Here is a 15,401-nt window from a genome sequence, read left to right on the forward strand (position 1 = left end):
TCCCTCAGCCACACCCATTAGAGTGGCCCCCATGAAGTACGTGTCCACCCGCGGCCTGCGTGATCTGGGGGGCTTTTCGGATGTGTTGCTGATGGGTCTGGCCCCGGACGGCGGCCTCGCCATGCCCGAACGCATCCCCACTTTCGGCCAGGACGAGCTGGAAAGCCTGCGCGGCCTGGAATACGCCGAACTGGCTCACGCGATTGTGCGGCCTTTCATTGACGATATTCCCGAAGACGATCTGCGCCGAATGTTGCGCGCCACCTACCATCCGGACGTATTCCACAGCACTGAAATCACCCCATTAAAGCGCCTGGGCGACTCCAATTTGCACCTGCTGGAACTGTCCAATGGCCCCTCGCTGGCCTTCAAGGACATCGCCATGCAGTTTCTGGGTCAGGTCTTTGAATACGTGCTGGAAAGGCGCGACCAGCATCTGAACATCCTGGGCGCGACGTCGGGCGATACCGGCTCGGCGGCGGAATACGCCATGCTGGGCAAGACCCGCGTGAACGTCTTCATGCTCTCGCCGCACGGGCGCATGAGCGCTTTTCAGCAGGCGCAGATGTTCAGCATCAATGAGCCGAATATTTTCAACATCACCGTGCAGGGCGTGTTCGACGACTGCCAGGATCTGGTCAAAGAGGTCAACGCCGACGCCGACTTCAAGGCCCGTCACGCGATTGGGGCCGTCAATTCGATCAACTGGGCGCGGGTGCTGGCGCAGGCGGTGTACTACTTCAAGGCGTATTTTGCCCTGAAGCTCCCCGCCGGGCAGACGGTAGATTTCTGCGTGCCGTCCGGCAATTTCGGTAACGTGTTCGCCGGGTATCTGGCCAAGCGGATGGGCCTGCCAGTTGGCCAACTGGTGGTGGCCAGCAACGAGAACGACGTGCTGCACGAGTTCTTTTCCACCGGGGTCTACCACGTCCGGCGGGCGGCGCAGGTGGCGCAGACCTCCAGCCCCAGCATGGACATCGGCAAGGCGTCCAACTTCGAGCGCTACCTGTACCTGGTGGCCGGGGCGGACGGCGTGCAGACCCGCGCGTGGTGGGAACAGGTGGGCGGCTCAAAGCCCGTCGACCTGCGCGACTCGGGTCACTGGGACGCGGTGAGGGCCAGCGGATTCGTCGGCGGACGCAGCAGCCACGCGGACCGGCTGGATACCATTCGCCGCGCGGATCAGCAGTTTGGGCGCTTGATCGACCCACACACCGCCGACGGCCTGCTGATCGGCGAACGGTGCGCGCGCGCCGGCGTACCGATGGTCTGCCTGGAAACCGCCCTGCCCGCCAAATTCGAGGACACCGTGAAGGAGGCCGTGAACCGCACGCCGCCGCGCCCGCAACGCTTCGAGGGCATTGAGGAACAGCCGCGCTATTTCACGGCGATGGACAACGATGCGGCGGCGTTAAAGGCGTTTATCGCGGAGAAGCTGGGAAAGGCCGTGGAGAACGTTTCCTGAGCTGAAACGTCGGGCAACCACCGAGAAGGGCAGCTCCAGGGCCGTTTTAGAATTGAGCGTATGGACGCACTGGCATTTTTGGAAGAGCGCGGCGCGGTCAGGCGAGGCTTGACGCTCTTTCGCAACGGCCTGGTCAGCGACGGCTGGATCGAAAAGGGTGAGGTCTTCCGCGATCCTGTCGCTCTGGACGTGCTCGCGGCGGCGCAGTCGCAGGCCATCGCCGGGGCGTTTCCCACGGCCACCCTGATCACGGGTCTTCCGGCGTACGGCGCGGTGCTGGCGTCCGCCATCGGACGGCATCTGGGGCTACTGGTGGCCTTCCCGCTGCTGCAAACGCCGCCGCTGTGGCACCGCATGCATGTTCCGCCGCCCGGACATCAGGTGGTGCAGGTGGACGACCTGATCTGCACCGGCACGGACACCTGCGCGGCCCTGGCCTTCCTGCGGGCTTCGGGGCTGCATGTCCTGGGCGTCAGCGCCTGGATCAGCCGCATTTCCCTTCCAAACGAGCAATTGCATACCCTGGCTTCTGCCCCCTTCGCAAATTACGCCGCTGAGGGCCATTCCTTCGGAGGCGAACCCATTTACACGGATATCCGCGAGTAACCGCCCGGCAGACTTCAGACGGGCCACCTGTCCCAAATCTGTCCCAGAGAGGTCAGCGCCCCTTACACTTCAGCCCATGAAGCACCTCTCCGCCACCGATCCCACGCCGCGCAGCCTGGACTTTGCCATGCCGCCCGAGTGGGAACCGCACGCCGCCACCTGGATGAGCTGGCCTGCCGATGACGAGCTGTGGTTCGGCCACCTGGAGGCCGTGCGCGCCGAGTTTGCCGAGCTGGTCCGCACGATTGCCCGTTTCGAGCCGGTGCAGGTGCTGGTCCGCGACGCCGGGAGTCGCCAGGACGCCGCCGAACGCCTGGCCGGAGCTGACGTGACCTTTCACGATGTGCCCCTCAACGACGTGTGGATCCGCGACAACGGCCCGCTCTTTGTCAAACGCAGCGTCAGCCGCGCTTCCGACGCCGTGTCCCTCGTCAACTGGCGCTTCAACGCCTGGGGCGGCAAATTCGACTGGGCCGAGGATGACCGCGTGCCGGAAGCGGTGGCGCGCATTCTGGACGCCCCACACTGGGATGTTCCCGTGGTGCTGGAGGGCGGCGCGCTGGAAATCGGCGGCGCGGGCGTGGCGCTGACCACCCGCTCCTGCCTGCTCACGGACACCCGCAACCTGGGCCTGGACGCGGGCAAATACGCCGACTGGCTGCGCGAATACCTGGGCGTGACCACATTGCTGTGGCTGAGCGCAGGGCTGGAAAACGACCACACCGACGGCCACATCGACACCATCACGCGTTTTACGGACGAGCGGACCATCGTGACCAGCGTGGAGGTGGACGGGGCGGACCCGAATCACGCGGTCATGTCGGCCAATCTGGAGACGCTGCGGGAGATGACCGACGCGCACGGCCAGCCTTTCCGCATCGTGGAATTGCCCCTCCCCGCCGAGTATCTGGAGGGCGCGGAGGGACGGCTGCCACCCACCTACGCCAATTTCTACATCGGCAACGGCTTCGTGGTGGTGCCGCAATACGGCGATCCCAACGACGCCTGCGCGCTGGAGATTCTGGCCCCCCTCTTTCCGGGCCGCGAGGTCATTGGCCTGAGCAGCCGCGCGATCATCGAGGGCGGCGGCTCGTTCCACTGCGTGACGCAGCAGCAGCCGCTGGGAACGGTGTGGACGGGCGAGGAATAGTCCGCCAGAGCATTTGTCAAAAGAGTTCTCCACTGTTGACCGAACGGGCGGGTAAGGGTCCTGATGGGGAGGAGGAGTCCCATACGGGTGCTGTCTCACGACGACCGTCTGTTCTGCCCAGGATAGGGAGTGATGCCGAGTATGTGGGACTGGCACAGCTCTGAAGGAGAGAATGGAGGCACCGGGAGTCTCTTTTTCCGATGCTGTCATTCAGACAAATGCTCTAAGCCGATTGGCCCATGCCCCGCGCCCCGGCCCCTGCCTATGCTGGCAGCAAGACCAACCCTCAGGAGGCCCACCATGAGAAATCGCGTAACGCCCGCCCCGAACCAGATCGCCGCTTTCCTCGGAGGACGTTACACCTCATGCCTATTCCTGAAGGGTGGAATCCCGCCCATGCTGTAGCCGCATATTTCCAGCCAGCCGCCGCCCATTTCTCTCGCCGGGTGTGTCGGTGATTCCGCCAGTCACGCTGCCCTTGCTGGCCCGACTGAAAATTTTTGCCTCGTATTACCGCCCCTACCGCCACATCCTGATGCTGGATTTGCTGTGCGCCTTCGTGGTGGCGGGCATCACCCTGGTTTTTCCGCTGTGTGCCGGATACGTGACCCGCACGGTCCTGGGCGAGGCTGGCCCGCAAGCGCTCTCGGACCTGGCGCGCGTCGGTGCCCTGATGCTGGGGTTGGTGGCGCTGCATCTGGTCTGCAATACCTTCGTGGATTACCAGGGCCACGTCATGGGCACGCGCATGGAGGGCGACATGCGGCGTGACCTGTTCCGGCATCTGCAAGCGCTGTCCTTCGGCTTTCACGACTCGCAGCGCACCGGGCAACTGATGAGCCGCCTCACCCATGACCTGTACAACATCGGCGAACTGGCGCACCACGGCCCCGAGGACCTGCTGATCGCGCTGCTGAAGTTTGTGGGCGTATTCGTTATCCTGGCGGGCATCAATCTCAAGCTGACGCTGCTGTTATTCGCCTTTCTGCCGATCATGGCGGTCTACGCGGTCTTCTTCAACATTCGCATGAACGCCGCCCTGATGCGGAGCCGGGCCAGGATTGCCGACGTGAACGCGCAGGCCGAAGACACCCTGGCGGGCATCCGCGTGGTGCAGTCCTTCACCGGCGAAAGCACCGAGCAGCGCCGCTTTGACGCCGAGAACGCCCGGTTTGTGGACAGCCGCCGCGCCGAATACCGCGCCGAGGTGTACTTCTATCAGGGCATGACCGCCTTCTCGCAACTGATGCTGATCGCCGTGCTGTCCTTCGGCGGCCTCGCCATCGTGCGCGGGGCGTTGCAATTGGACGAACTGGTGACCTACCTGCTGTGCGTGGGCCTGCTGCTGGAACCCGTCTCGCGGTTGGTGAACATCGCGCGGCTGCTTCAGGAGGGGGTCACCGGCTTTGAGCGCTTCCTGGAACTGATGGCCTTCACCCCCAGCATCAAGGACGCGCCGGGGGCGTTGGAGGTCAGGGGCGTCTGCGGCGAGATCACGTTCCAGAACGTCACCTTTCGCTATGCCCCGGACCTACCGCCCGCGCTGCGGGGCATTAACCTGACCATCCGGGCGGGCGAGTTCGTGGCGCTGGTGGGCGCGTCCGGGGTGGGCAAGAGTACCCTCTGCGCGCTGATTCCGCGCTTTTACGAGGTCAGCGGGGGCCGGATTCTGCTGGACGGCACGCCGATCACAGGGCTGAAGTTGGATTCTCTGCGGCGGCAGATTGGCGTGGTGCAGCAGGACGTGTACCTGTTCGCCGGAACCGTGCTGGACAACATCCGGTACGGACGCCCGGACGCGAGCGAGGCCCAGATCAGGAAGGCCGCGCGGCAGGCCGGGGCGCACGACTTCATCCTGGCGCTGCCGCACGGCTACCACACCGATATCGGGCAGCGCGGCGTCAAACTGTCCGGCGGCCAGAAGCAGCGCCTGAGCATCGCGCGGGTGTTTTTAAAAGACCCGGCGGTGCTGATCTTCGACGAGGCCACCAGCGCCCTGGACAACGAATCCGAATCTCTGGTGCAGGACTCGCTGGAGCGGCTGGCGCGGCGGCGCACCACGCTGGTCATCGCCCACCGCCTGTCCACCGTGCGGAACGCCGGGCGGATCGTCGTGCTGACCGGGGGCGGCCTGTCCGAGCAGGGAACGCACGCCGAATTGATGGCCCACGGCGGCGTCTATGCCCGCTTGCAGGCGACGGGGCTGCGGCTCTAGCAGATGAACGGAGGCATGCTTGAATACTGAGATGCCCGTTTTTGACCTCGGCGATGGCTACATTGCCCGCCCTATCTCCGTGCCGCACTACCGCGACGCCTGCGCCCGGCTGGAGGGGCAGATTTTCGGCGGCACTTCCCTCTACGCCTTCGGACCTGCTACCAAAGCGCCGCCCCCATTAGGCGAGACGTTTACCTGGGGTATTTACATGGACGAGGCCCTGATTGGCTGGAGCTTCGCTTACCAGAAAGACGAGCGCACGGTGTACATGGCCGACACGGGAATCCTACCCGAACACCAGGGGCGCGGCCTGTACACCCGCCTGCTGCCACACTTGCTGGACACCTTCCGGGCGGCGGGTTACACGCTGGTCCAGAGCCACCACCGCGCCACCAACAATGCCGTGATCATTCCCAAGCTCCGCGCCGGATTTTTCATCCAGGGTCTGAATCTGTACGAGGGCGGGATGAGCGTGCCCCTGACGCTGAGCCTGGACGACACCTACCGGGAGGCCCTGCACGTCCGCAGCGGTTTCCAGGCGGCGCGGGGCGAGATTGCGCGGCGGCTGGGGCTGCCCTCCACGCCTCAAGCTGAGAAGGCTTCTCCCGGTGCCGTCCTCTTGCCAGAAGGTCAGGGGGACGACACCGATTTAGGCGGCGGCTATGTCCTGCGCCCCGTTGCCTACGAAAGCTATGACGAGATTTACACGAGGTTAGAGGACGCCGTGTACAGCACCGTCTCGCTGAACTGGCCCACGCCCGCCCGCCTGGAGCCGCCCGCATCCCCCCGTTACGCCTGGTTGATCGGCTTTAAAAACGAGGTGGTGGGCTGGCACTACTCGCGCCAGTGGGACGCCCGCACCGCCTACATGGTCAACACCGCGCTGCTGCCCGCGCACCAGGGCCGGGGTCTGTATTCCCGCGTGTTGCCGCCCGTGCTGGCCGCACTGGAGGCCAGGGGCTTTCAACTGGTCCGCAGCCACCACCACGCCACCAACAACGCCGTGCTGGTCCCCAAACTGCGCGCGGGCTTTTGCTTGCAGGGTCTGACGGTGGACGATCACGGCGTCATGGCGGTGCTGATCCTCAGCTTCGGCGCGCTGTACCGCGACTACATGGAGGTTCGCAGCGGCCTGAAGCAGCCGCGCGGCGAGGTGGCGCGGGCGCTGGGGCTGGGGCAGAGGCCATAAAAAAGCCCTCTGGGTGAGCAGAGGGGTCTTTACGTTTTCTTCGCCGGACGGTTCTTTGCGCGCTTGACCGTGGCGATGCCCGCGCCGGAGTTCAGGACCTCGCCGTATAGCTTCCACCACTGGCGGGCGGTGTCCAGTTCGCGGGTCAGGTTCTCGAAGCGGTAATAGGCCGCTTCCCCGCCGGGCAGGATGAAGGTGGGCGTGCCAAAAATGCCGATCTCGGCGGCCTCGGCCAGATCGGTGCGGAGGCTGGTGCGCAGGGCCGCCTCGTCGGCGCGGTCAGCGGCAAACTGGTCCATATCCAGGTCCGCTGTGTTCGCGGCCTCCATGATCGCGGCCTCGTCCAGCGATTTCTTGTCCTCGTGGACGGCGCGGAACAGGGCCAGGGTGAAGGCCCAGTGCATCTCCTCGCCCTGCCGCGCTGCGGCCCCCGCTGCCAGGAAGGCCAGCAGGCTGGACTGCTGAAAGGAGTTGCCCTCATTGCCCGGCTGATCGGTTAGCCACCACGCCGGCTCCTGCTGCCCGGCGTTGTCCGCGTGGTTGCCCTGGACCAGCGAGAAGTGCCTGAGCTTAAAACCCTGCTCGCCCGCCTTTCGCAGCACCTGCGCCAGTTCCAGACCGCGCCAGGCGTAGGGGCAGACGAAATCGAAGAAGACGGTATTGGATGGAGCGCTGGGACTAGTCATGCCGGGACGCTAGCACGGGGCCAGAGCGTGGACTGTCAGGCCTCCCGGTCCCCGCGCCCCGCCGCTCCATCACGAATGGTTCCAGTCCTCCGCGTCACCGGAATTGCCTGGTGAAAGCCCCAACACGTCGCCCTCGGTGGAGCAGCCCAGTCCCAGCACCGTGCGGTTGGCGTAGGCGAAATAGGCCGTGACCTGGTTGATCTCCAGAATCTCGCCGTCGCTGAAGCCAGCCTCTCGCAGGGCGTCCACATCAGACTCGGAGACGCTGGACAGGTTGAGGGTCAGCTTCTCGGCGTAACGCAGCGCCTGTCTCTGGGCGTCGGTTAGCGGGGCGGTGTCGGGATCGCGGGCCTTAATCGCCCCCCGGATGGCGTCGGCCCGCGCGTCATCGTTGAGCAGTCGCCTCAGCCCGGCGAAGTGGTGTTCGGCGCAGTAGGCACAGTGATTAAGGGTACTGACCCAGACCCCCAGCGTTTCCAGCAGCCACTTGGGCAGCGTGTTGCCGCTGTGGTGCAGGGCAGCCTTGTACAGCGCCATATGCCCCTCCATGCTGTGGGGCCGCAGCGAGTGCATCGCCATGATGTTGTCCACGTTGTTGCCCGGCCCCTTCACGCGGTCATACAGGGTTTTCAGGCGGCCCGTGGCGGCGGCGTAGGGGACGGTTTCAATCCAGGGCATGGGGCAGTCTAGGGTATTTGTCCGAATTACAGCACCGGGAAAGGAAACTCCCGATGTTTCCATTCTCTCCTGCGGAGCTGTGCCAGTCCCACATACCCGGCGAAATTTACCCACTTTGTTCGGTCAAAAGTCAACCACTCTTTTGACAAATGCTCCAGGGCCACCGCGAGGATTAAGCTGGACCCACCATGAACCCAGACGAACGCACCGCGCAGAATGTCCGGCTGTTCGACGCCCTCTCGGCGCACTATGACCACATGGGCTTTCTGCCGCTGACGGCGCTGTATCTGGCCGGGCGTTTTGGGGCGCAGCCGAATGAAACGCTGCTGGACGTGATGTGCGGCACCGGCGCGCTGGCCCTGGCGCTGGCCGATGCGGTGGGCGCGGGCGGGCGGGTGGTGGGCGCGGACCTGTCGCCGGGGATGCTGGCGGTGGCGCGGAAGAAGGCGGCGGGGCGGCTTCACCTCGCATTTGTGGAGGCAGACGCGACGGCGTTGCCCTTCGCGGACGCGGAAATGACGGCGTGGCCTGCGCCTCCGGTCTGTTCTTCGTGCCGGAGATGGACGCGGCCCTGCGCGAGTGGCGGCGGGTACTGCGTCCAGGTGGACGGCTGGCCTTTTCATCGTACGGCAAGGGACTCATGGGCGACTTGCCAGGACGCTGGCGGGAGGCGCTGGGCATGGTGGGTGTCCATCCGGGATTTCCGCCGCTGGGCCGCCTGCCCTCGCCGGACGCGGCGGCGAGGTTGCTGCGGGAGGCGGGTTTCGGGGAGGTCACGGTGGACCTTCAGGAGCTGCCCTACCTGCTCCCCACACCGCAGGACCGCTGGGACGACATCGAGGCGGGAATGGAAGGCGCGCCGCTGGCCACGCTACCGCCCGAGGTCCGCCGCCAGCGTAGGGGCGGGCTGCCCCTTTTGACGGACGCAACCCCGGCGCGGTCCGGGACGTAATGTGAACCATGACGAACCCTGACGATCAGAAAACCCCGGCGGCAGGCAGCCAGGCCAGCGGGAAGCCGCAGGCCAGGAGCAGGCCGCCGGGCAACGCGCCGTCCTGGGTGGACGACGTGCTGGGCAGTTCTGGCGGCGGTGGGCAGGCGCAGCCCCCCACGTCCGGTCCGCCACAACCGGACCCGGGCAAACCCGACCTGAGCAAGTCCCCGGCCCCGGCGGGCGATCTGCGGATTCCCGAACCCGCGCGGCCCGCCTCCGCCCCAGCCGACACCACCGAGGACTGGATTTCCCGTGTGACTGGCAGCCCGCCCCCGCCCAGCGCTCATGCCCAGCCCAGCGCTCATGCCCAGCCCAGCGCCGATGCACCGCACCGCAGCCCACCGACCGACAGTTCCCGTCCCACCGCGCCGGACCTGGACGCCTGGGGCGAACCGCAGCGGCCCCGGCCTCAGCCCACCGTGCCCCAGCCCACCCTGCCCCAGCCCACCCTGCCCCGGGCCGACGAACGGCCCGTCACACCGTACTCTCCAGACACCCACTCTCCAGACTTCACCCACGCGGGCGACGTGGCCCAGAAACGCCTGATCGCCGGACTGCTGGCCATCTTCCTGGGCAGCCTGGGCGTCCACAAGTTCTACCTGGGCCTGAATACCCAGGGCATCCTGATCCTGGGGGCCAACATCGGCGTGTGGGTGGTGGCCCTGCTGATCGGGCTGGTGACCCTTGGTCTCGGCCTGCTGGTCACCCTGCCGCTGGCGGGCCTGGTCAGCAGCGCGCTGGGCCTGCTGGGCCTGATCGAGGGCGTCCTGTACCTGGCCAAATCCGACGCAGACTTTCAGCGGGATTATCTGGCGGGCAAGAAGCCCTGGCTGTGAGGGAGGCGGGGGGCTGTTCAGAAGTCCAGAAGTCCAAACGTCTGCCTGACGGTGTGACCGCCCTTTACAGTGCCCGCTACAGCAGTGCCCGCTACAGCGCCGCCGCGATATCGGCCTTCAGATCCGCCACCGCCTCCACGCCCACGCTCATGCGGATGGTCTGGGGGCTGACCCCGGCGGCGTGGCGGGCGGCCTCGGGGACGCGCCCGTGGGTGGTGGTCCAGGGATGGACGACCAGGGTTCGCACGTCGCCCAGGTTGGGGGCCACGCGCAGCACCCGCAGGCGCGACAGGAAGGCGGCGGGGTCCGGCACCTCGAAGGCCAGCACCGCGCCGCAGCCGTTGTTCAGGTAGCGCTGCGCCTGGGCATAAAAAGGATGATCCTCAAGGCCCGGATAGCTGACCTGGCCCACGCCCGGCTGGGCTTGCAACCAGCGCGCCAGTTCCAGCGCGGTCCCGCACTCGCGGGCCAGCCGCAGCGCCAGCGTTTCCAGACCCTGCGCGATTAAAAAGGCGCTGTGGGGGGCCAGGGTCATGCCCAGTTGGCTCGCGCCCAGCCAGCGTTGCCGCCACGCCAGGGCCGCGTTCCCGCGCACCTTCAGCACGCTGGTCTCGCCGCCCCCCGTGTAGATGGGATTGCGGCTCAGGCCGTGCCGCGCGCCCACGGTGACGCTGCCGCCCATGACGCTGCCGTGGCCGCCCGCCCACTTGGTCAGCGACTGCGCCACAATATCTGCGCCGTGGTCCAGCGGACGGCACAGAAAGCCCACGCCGCCGCAGGTGTTGTCGATCGCCAGCAGCGCCCCGCGCTCGTGCGCGGTCTGCGCCAAGGGCGTGATGTCCGCGATATCTCCGGCGGGGTTGCTGATCATCTCGGCCCAGACCAGCCGGGTGTTGTCCTGCATGGCGGCGCGTACGGCCTCCGGGGTGTTGTCCACCAGCGTGGCCGAGATGCCCATCAGCGGCAGGATGTTGCTGAGCATCCCGGTGGTCCCGCCGAACAGGCTGGAGGCCGACACCACATGGTCCCCGGCGCGGCACGCGCTCAGGATGGCGGTCAGGGTGGCGGCCTGCCCGCTGGCGAGGGCCACGGTGTCTGCCCCGCCCTCCAGCGCGGTGATGCGGCCCTCCAGCGCGCGGACGGTGGGATTTTGCAGGCGGGCGTAGCTGAGGCCGGTGTTGTTCTGGAACTCTTCCTGCGCCTGCTCCAGCGTGTCGAACTGAAAGGCGGCGGCGGCGTGGATGGGAAAGCCCACCGTCTGCCCCAGCCCGCGCGGAATGCTGGACTGGACGGCGGCAGTTTCAAAACTCCAGCCGGCGCTTGCGGGCAGATCGGCGGCTTCAGGCGAATCGCTCATGCCTGCACGCTACGCGCATCCCAGCCTGGACACGCGGGGCTTGTCCGCACCAGACGGCAGGGCGGGCTGCCCCGCCGTGACCTCCGGCTCAGCGGTTGAGCGGCGGTGCCGTCAGGGCGTCCCGGATCTCGGCCAGCAGCTTTTCCTCGTTGCTGGGTTCGGCCACCACCTCCCTTTCCTGGCGTTTGAAACGTTCCATCAGGTGGGCAAAGGGAGTGATCACAAAGAAATAGACCACGGCGGCAGTGATGAGGAAGTTGATCAACGCGGTCAGGAAGGTGCCGTATTTGAAGACGCTGCCGTTCACCGTCAATTGCAGTGCATCGAAGTTGGGCACGCCCCCGAAAATGCCGATGATGGGCATGATCACGCCGTTGGTCAGGGCGGTCACCACGCCGCCGAAGGCCGCCCCGATGATCACCCCGACCGCCAGATCGATGAGATTGCCGCGCAACAGGAACTTCTGGAATCCACTGACCATCCGCGAATCTTTCCACCTTGCGCGGAGAAATGGAAATCTGGACACTTTTTTCTGGCTGTGCCGCACCTATCGAACCCCCGTGAATTGCGCCGGGCTGTACCGCTGAGGCCCACCGCACTGGCCCGGCGAAATGTGTGTCTCCGGTGACTGGCGGGCCGGAACCTAAAACGGCGTTTAGCCAACCTGAACTCAGCGTGCCCCCGCCGCTTCCAGACTGGCGGCATGGCAGATAAAAAGCTGGCTGACCTTTCCGAACAGATGCGTAAAATCGACATCGCCATGCTCTCTACCCACGCCGAAAACGGCAATATCGCCGGGCGGCCCATGAGCAACAACGGCGAGGTGGACTACGACGGCACCTCGTATTACTTCACCAACGAGAACACCCATACCGTGGGCGAGATCGAGGCGGACCCCAAAGTTTCGCTGGCCTTTATGGGGCAGCAGGGCTTCTCGGTGGCCGTGGAGGGCCAGGCCAAACTGAGCCGTGACAAGGCGCAGATGAAAGAGCACTGGTCCCCGGACCTGGACCAGTGGTTCAAAGACGGCATCGACACGCCCGACATCGTGATGATCCAGGTCAGCGCCACCCGCGTGCATTACTGGGACGGTGGGGACGAGGGCGAGATCAAGCTGTAGCCTCCCTCCACCAGAAAGCCGGCGCGGGGGCCTCCTCACGCTGGCTTTCTCAGATCCCTGGATTTTACCGACTGGGCCTACGGCTGGTAGGTCTTGAGAAACTCTCCCAGGCCGCTCACGCCTTTCTGCCCGCTGCGGTAAAACACCAGACTGATCGGCAGATTGCTGCCGCTGGCCGGAATGAAGTCGATGTTGAGGCGGTCCGATCCCGCGCGCCACAGCAGCACGGGTTCCTGCGGCTTGATGGCATTGCCGCTTCTGGGCAGCTTGATGGTCTGGCTCAGCGGGCCGTCCTGCACGTTCATGGCCCCCCGGTACAGGCCGCCGCGCGGGCTGAGGGCCACCGCCATGCCTGCCGCGCCGTTGACCTCCAGATCGTACAGGACGCCGTAATTGCCGCTCAGGCGCACCGGCTGGTTCGTCAGTTTGTCGATGCCGTCGATGGCCGGGTCAAGCTGGCCGTCTCCGATCACGATGCGGGCGGGCAGCGTGCCCAGATTGACGCGCAGGTGGCGCACGGCATTAGGAAAGGTGCCGCGCACGTGCTTGCCATCGCCGGGCAGGTAGGGCAACTGCTGGGCCACCTGTGCGCTGGGGGGCAGGCCGTCTTCGAGCATCAGGAAGGTCAGCTCCACGCGGCCCGAGGCGGTCAGGTCCTGCATCACATTCGCGCCGCTGCCCACGCCCAGGGTGGGACTGGCGTAGACGGCGGCGGACTGGCCGGGGGCCAGGGTCAACCGTGGACCGCCGGTGCTGGCAAAGTAATCGAGCAGCGTGACCTGCCCCAGCAGGCCCTCGACGCGGGTGGGGGCCGTCTCGCCTTGGCGCAGCGTGCGGACCTCTACCGGGCGGTCCTCGATGTTGCGGGCCAGCACGTACAGCCGCGCGGGTTTGCCCAAGCCGTTGAGGTGGTAGGCAAGCAGCCGCACCGGCCCCGCCAGCGTGTCCTGGTACAGCACGCCGCTGCGGGTGGGCACTTCGGGGCTGTCACTGAAGATCAGCGGAAAGGAGGTCCCGGCCACTGGCAGCACCGCTGCCGAGGGGTAATTCAGCACCTGCGCGTCGAGAAAGCGGTCACCGGGAGCAGCGTACTTGAGGGCGTAGGTCAGCGGGCTGTCCAGCGGCGCGCCCTGCACGGTGACGGTGCGCGTGAACGGCACGCTGCTCAGGCCCCGGCTGTTGGTGACGCTCAGGCCCACCGCATAGGTGCCGGGCTGAAAGAAAGCGTCCTGGCGGCCCGCCCACTTGCGCGAGGTCAGGTCCGCGCCGTCCGGGTCATAGGCGTACTCGGTGTAGACCACCCGCTCGCCGGGGGCGTAGACCAGTTTATCGGTGGAAAACCGCGCCTGTGGGGCCAGCGGGTTGCCGCCGTCGCGCAGGGCAGTCAGGGTCAGCGCCCGGCCCGTGTCGTCGGCGGCGCTGAGGTTGGCGTCCAGGGCGTCGGCCAGCGTGCGGGCGCTCAGGTACACCGCGCCGTCAATGATCAGCGCGGTCCCGGCGGGCTGCGGCACCCCGGCCAGCGAGGCCGTGCCGTCCGGGGCCACCATCACGCGCCCCAGGCCCAGTTGCCCGGTCCCCCCCACCTGCACGGGGTGGCCCAGCAGCGCCGCCGTCTCGCGCAGCGGCAGCAGCGTGCGCCCGCCGATCAGCCGGGGCGGGGCCAGCCAGCGCGCGGCGTCGCCGTTCACGTTCAGGTCCGGGGCGTCCACCGTAAAGGTCAACTGCACCGATCCGGCAGTCACGGTGGTGGACAGGGCGGGGGCGGCCAGCGTAGACAGCACGGCGCTCAGGTACAGGGCAGATCTGGGGCGTTGCAGTCGCAGGGCACAGCCCCGGAGCAACGGTTGAACGAAAAGGGAGACGGCGCGCACCGGGGGAGTATGCCCGGCCAACTTGATTCAAATCTGTGCGGATTGTCTCCCCGGCTTTTCATGCCAGGTGTGAAGACCGTCGTCCAGGACGCGCAGCGCTTGATTTACCCCCAGTGGGGGGGGCCGGATGCAGGAGCAGGAATGGGTCCCCGCCATCACCCTGCCCGTGTGCGGCCCCGGCCCCTCTCCCGCCCACTGCGCTGGGGAGGAAAAGCGCCTGACTGATTGATCTGGCCTGAGCCATAGCAGGCCCGGTGGGCAGCAGCGACAAACGGGTGGGGCGGCGGCCTTTGGGGGCGGGTCCGCCCTCCCGCCAAGGCCTGTCAATGTCCGCTTTCATTCCAAACTCTTTCACCCTGTGCGACATAGACTGGGCGCATGTCGCCCCGCGCAAAATTCGATGCCGCCAGCAGGCCCGCATGAAGAAGCTGCCGTGGGGCTGGGGACTGCTGGCCGGCGTGTTGCTGGTGCTGGTGGTGGTCAGCCTGACCCTGCCGCGAGGCGGCGGCAACGACATTACCCTGACCGATTTCGCTGCCAGCGTGCGCGGCGGCCAGGTGCAGAGCGCCAACATCACCTTCCAGAACGGCACGGCGCTGGTGACCGGTCAGCTTCAGGGGGGCCAGGAGTACCGCACCCGCACCCTGGCCAACGATCCGCTGATCGAGCTGGCGCGCTTGCAGGGCCGGGGCGTCACGGTGGCCTACGCCGCCCCCTCCCGCCTGAGCGTGTTCGGCGTGCTGAGCGTGCTGCTGACCCTGGCCCTGATCGTGGGTCTGGTGATCTTGCTGCTGCGCAGCCGCCAGACTTCGGGCACCGACGCCGCCAGCAACTTCGGCAAGTCCAAAGCTGCGGTGATCGCCGAGGGCCAGATCAAGCTCAACTTCACCGACGTCGCCGGCTGCGACGAGGCCAAGCAGGATTTGCAAGAGGTCGTGGATTTCCTCCGCCAGCCCGAGAAATACCACCTCCTCGGTGCCCGCATCCCCCACGGCGTATTGCTCGTCGGTCCTCCCGGCTCCGGCAAGACTCTTCTTGCTAAAGCGGTGGCCGGGGAAGCCAAAGTCCCCTACTTCTCCATCTCCGGTTCAGACTTCGTGGAGATGTTCGTCGGCGTGGGCGCAGCGCGCGTCCGTGACCTGTTCGAGCAGGCGCGCAAGAGCGCGCCCTGTATCGTCTTCATTGACGAGATCGACGCGGTGGGCCGCAAGCGCGGCGTCTCGATGCAGGGCGG

At 66.5% G+C, this 15,401-nt stretch carries 14 protein-coding genes and 1 pseudogene; 9 read left to right on the forward strand and 6 right to left on the reverse strand.

The genetic code is table 11. The annotated features are described in order from the left end of the window. Positions 1–31: 31 nt before the first annotated feature. The 5 genes from thrC (at position 32) to Q322_RS0114605 (ending at position 6,625) form a co-directional block, all read left to right on the forward strand. Positions 32–1,465, forward strand: coding sequence for a threonine synthase (thrC, locus tag Q322_RS0114585; RefSeq protein ID WP_029478644.1), 1,434 nt, complete (start codon positions 32–34; stop codon positions 1,463–1,465). A 60-nt stretch (positions 1,466–1,525) separates the two neighbouring features. After that, complete coding sequence (locus Q322_RS0114590) at positions 1,526–2,071, forward strand: type I phosphoribosyltransferase (RefSeq protein WP_029478645.1); 546 nt, start codon at positions 1,526–1,528, stop codon at positions 2,069–2,071. 76 nt (positions 2,072–2,147) lie between these two features. Continuing rightward, positions 2,148–3,221 carry an agmatine deiminase family protein gene (locus tag Q322_RS0114595; RefSeq protein ID WP_029478646.1) on the forward strand — a complete coding sequence of 358 codons (1,074 nt, stop codon included), beginning with the start codon at positions 2,148–2,150 and terminating at the stop codon, positions 3,219–3,221. Positions 3,222–3,669: 448 nt separating this feature from the next. Further along, the gene (locus tag Q322_RS0114600) at positions 3,670–5,436 is read left to right on the forward strand and encodes an ABC transporter ATP-binding protein (protein WP_245593270.1); all 1,767 of its coding nucleotides are present in this window, start codon (positions 3,670–3,672) and stop codon (positions 5,434–5,436) included. Between the two features lie 19 nt (positions 5,437–5,455). Next, positions 5,456–6,625 (forward strand): GNAT family N-acetyltransferase, encoded by a 1,170-nt coding sequence (locus tag Q322_RS0114605; RefSeq protein ID WP_245593271.1) that lies wholly within the window; start codon positions 5,456–5,458, stop codon positions 6,623–6,625. 29 nt (positions 6,626–6,654) lie between these two features. Here the strand turns inward: Q322_RS0114605 and Q322_RS0114610 are convergent, their stop codons facing one another. The 3 genes from Q322_RS0114610 to Q322_RS24595 all read right to left on the reverse strand — a co-directional run bounded on the left by Q322_RS0114610 (position 6,655) and on the right by Q322_RS24595 (position 8,453). After that, positions 6,655–7,311: a DsbA family oxidoreductase gene (locus tag Q322_RS0114610; protein ID WP_029478649.1), complete on the reverse strand. Its 657-nt coding sequence runs from the start codon at positions 7,309–7,311 to the stop codon at positions 6,655–6,657. A gap of 69 nt (positions 7,312–7,380) precedes the next feature. Beyond that, a complete protein-coding gene (locus Q322_RS0114615; protein WP_029478650.1) occupies positions 7,381–7,989 on the reverse strand; it encodes a carboxymuconolactone decarboxylase family protein in 609 nt (202 codons plus the stop codon). 26 nt (positions 7,990–8,015) lie between these two features. Further along, positions 8,016–8,453, reverse strand: coding sequence for a hypothetical protein (locus Q322_RS24595; protein WP_051668631.1), 438 nt, complete (start codon positions 8,451–8,453; stop codon positions 8,016–8,018). On the opposite strand from Q322_RS24595, the pseudogene Q322_RS21850 reads away from it, so the two are divergent. Both Q322_RS21850 and Q322_RS24600 read left to right on the forward strand, forming a co-directional pair. Then, positions 8,343–8,941: pseudogene (locus tag Q322_RS21850) on the forward strand (methyltransferase domain-containing protein). The gene Q322_RS24595 and the pseudogene Q322_RS21850 overlap by 111 nt on opposite strands. A gap of 8 nt (positions 8,942–8,949) precedes the next feature. Further along, complete coding sequence (locus tag Q322_RS24600) at positions 8,950–9,819, forward strand: TM2 domain-containing protein (RefSeq protein WP_051668633.1); 870 nt, start codon at positions 8,950–8,952, stop codon at positions 9,817–9,819. A gap of 91 nt (positions 9,820–9,910) precedes the next feature. Here Q322_RS24600 and Q322_RS0114630 read toward each other — a convergent pair whose 3' ends face one another. Then, positions 9,911–11,176 carry an aminotransferase class V-fold PLP-dependent enzyme gene (locus tag Q322_RS0114630; RefSeq protein WP_029478652.1) on the reverse strand — a complete coding sequence of 422 codons (1,266 nt, stop codon included), beginning with the start codon at positions 11,174–11,176 and terminating at the stop codon, positions 9,911–9,913. 88 nt (positions 11,177–11,264) lie between these two features. Continuing rightward, positions 11,265–11,657: a large conductance mechanosensitive channel protein MscL gene (gene mscL, locus Q322_RS0114635; RefSeq protein WP_029478653.1), complete on the reverse strand. Its 393-nt coding sequence runs from the start codon at positions 11,655–11,657 to the stop codon at positions 11,265–11,267. 222 nt (positions 11,658–11,879) lie between these two features. Here mscL and Q322_RS0114640 point away from each other — a divergent pair, with 222 nt between their 5' ends. Further along, entirely contained in the window at positions 11,880–12,296 is a 417-nt protein-coding gene (locus Q322_RS0114640) for a pyridoxamine 5'-phosphate oxidase family protein (protein WP_029478654.1), read from the forward strand. Positions 12,297–12,373: 77 nt separating this feature from the next. On the opposite strand, the gene Q322_RS0114645 is transcribed toward Q322_RS0114640, so the two are convergent. Continuing rightward, positions 12,374–14,077, reverse strand: a complete 1,704-nt coding sequence (locus Q322_RS0114645) for a copper amine oxidase (RefSeq protein ID WP_051668634.1) — start codon at positions 14,075–14,077, stop codon at positions 12,374–12,376. A 509-nt stretch (positions 14,078–14,586) separates the two neighbouring features. On the opposite strand from Q322_RS0114645, the gene Q322_RS0114650 reads away from it, so the two are divergent. Next, on the forward strand, positions 14,587–15,401 hold an 815-nt coding region (locus Q322_RS0114650), incomplete at its 3' end, for an ATP-dependent metallopeptidase FtsH/Yme1/Tma family protein (RefSeq protein ID WP_029478656.1).

It is taken from the genome of Deinococcus frigens DSM 12807 (assembly GCF_000701425.1).
GTDB lineage: Bacteria > Deinococcota > Deinococci > Deinococcales > Deinococcaceae > Deinococcus > Deinococcus frigens.

Coding starts and splice junctions, on each gene's coding strand:
- thrC (WP_029478644.1), top strand. CDS start 32: ATGAAGTACGTGTCCACCCGCGGCCTGCGTGATCTGGGGGGCTTTTCG.
- Q322_RS0114590 (WP_029478645.1), top strand. CDS start 1,526: ATGGACGCACTGGCATTTTTGGAAGAGCGCGGCGCGGTCAGGCGAGGC.
- Q322_RS0114595 (WP_029478646.1), top strand. CDS start 2,148: ATGAAGCACCTCTCCGCCACCGATCCCACGCCGCGCAGCCTGGACTTT.
- Q322_RS0114610 (WP_029478649.1), bottom strand. CDS start 7,311: ATGACTAGTCCCAGCGCTCCATCCAATACCGTCTTCTTCGATTTCGTC.
- Q322_RS0114615 (WP_029478650.1), bottom strand. CDS start 7,989: ATGCCCTGGATTGAAACCGTCCCCTACGCCGCCGCCACGGGCCGCCTG.
- Q322_RS24600 (WP_051668633.1), top strand. CDS start 8,950: ATGACGAACCCTGACGATCAGAAAACCCCGGCGGCAGGCAGCCAGGCC.
- Q322_RS0114630 (WP_029478652.1), bottom strand. CDS start 11,176: ATGAGCGATTCGCCTGAAGCCGCCGATCTGCCCGCAAGCGCCGGCTGG.
- mscL (WP_029478653.1), bottom strand. CDS start 11,657: ATGGTCAGTGGATTCCAGAAGTTCCTGTTGCGCGGCAATCTCATCGAT.
- Q322_RS0114640 (WP_029478654.1), top strand. CDS start 11,880: ATGGCAGATAAAAAGCTGGCTGACCTTTCCGAACAGATGCGTAAAATC.